Origin of the sequence: Acinetobacter sp. Lyrl_1 (genome assembly GCF_051948795.1) — a bacterium.
GTDB lineage: Bacteria > Pseudomonadota > Gammaproteobacteria > Pseudomonadales > Moraxellaceae > Acinetobacter > Acinetobacter towneri.
In genome coordinates this window covers 1-959 of the sequence record NZ_JAYJLK010000097.1, presented here as the reverse complement: position 1 = coordinate 959, position 959 = coordinate 1, and the positions used below count along the sequence as shown (strand labels likewise).

The 959-nt window shown below is 39.7% G+C and carries 2 protein-coding genes; both read left to right on the top strand.

Annotated features, from left to right (window positions below):
* Positions 1-455 (top strand): RNA-guided endonuclease InsQ/TnpB family protein (locus tag VF675_RS13675; protein WP_440205384.1); only part of this gene is annotated, 455 nt, incomplete at its 5' end.
* 127 nt (positions 456-582) lie between these two features.
* Positions 583-918 carry a type II toxin-antitoxin system HicB family antitoxin gene (locus VF675_RS13670; protein WP_004974672.1) on the top strand — a complete coding sequence of 112 codons (336 nt, stop codon included), beginning with the start codon at positions 583-585 and terminating at the stop codon, positions 916-918.
* Positions 919-959 lie beyond the last annotated feature (41 nt).

Genomic DNA, 959 nt, shown 5'->3' with positions numbered 1-959 from the left:
GTATTGCTCAGAGAGCCAGGAATAAGAAGCGTGTTCGTGCATTACACGCCAAGATTGCAAATAGTCGAAAAGATCATTTGCATAAAGCAAGCACCAAGCTTGTGAATGAAAATGCATTGATTATTGTAGGTGACTTGAGTGCTAAAAAATTAGTAAAAACCAAAATGGCAAAATCTGTTTTGGATGCAGGATTTTCGGCACTAAAAACAATGCTCAAGTATAAATGCGAGAACGCAGGCGTATTGTTTGAAGAAGTCCAAGAAGCCTATACCACCCAAATCTGTTCGTGCTGCGGTGAGATCACCTCAAGTAGTCCCAAAGGTAGGACAGATCTTGGAATAAGAGAATGGGAGTGCATGAGCTGTGGTACAGCTCATGATCGAGATATAAACTCAGCTTTAAACATTCTTGCGCTTGGGCATAAGCGTCTAGCTGTAGGAATCACCCTCTTTTAAGGGGGGGAGGATGTCAAAACCTCAAAACCGAGCACATGGTTTTACTGCATCGACCTCACCCTGAAAATGAAATCAAAGGTGGGGCATTGAAAGCTGTAAAGCAAGCACTCAAGCAGGAGGGTTTTTTATGAGTTATTTTAAATACAAAGGTTATCTCGGGACGATTGAACCAGACCTTGAAACAGGTGAGTTGTTTGGAAAATTGGCGTTCATTCGAGATCTTATTACTTATGAGGCTGAAACCTTAAAAACACTTGAGCAAGCTTTTCAGGAATCGGTAGATGGATATTTAGATTCTTGTGCAGAATTAGGGAAGAAACCTGATCAGCCATTCAAGGGAACATTTAATGTTCGTATCAGTCCTGAATTACATCGCAAAGCTGTTTTAGCTTCGGAGGAGAGTTCTTTGAATGCATTTGTGAGTGATGCAATTCAAGAGAAATTAATGCGCTTAGGTGTATGATTTTATCAATGCTATAAACTTTATTCTATATTCAATTTAAA

Bases quoted from the DNA above. Each gene is read 5' to 3' on its own strand.
- VF675_RS13670 (WP_004974672.1), top strand. From the start codon at position 583: ATGAGTTATTTTAAATACAAAGGTTATCTCGGGACGATTGAACCAGAC.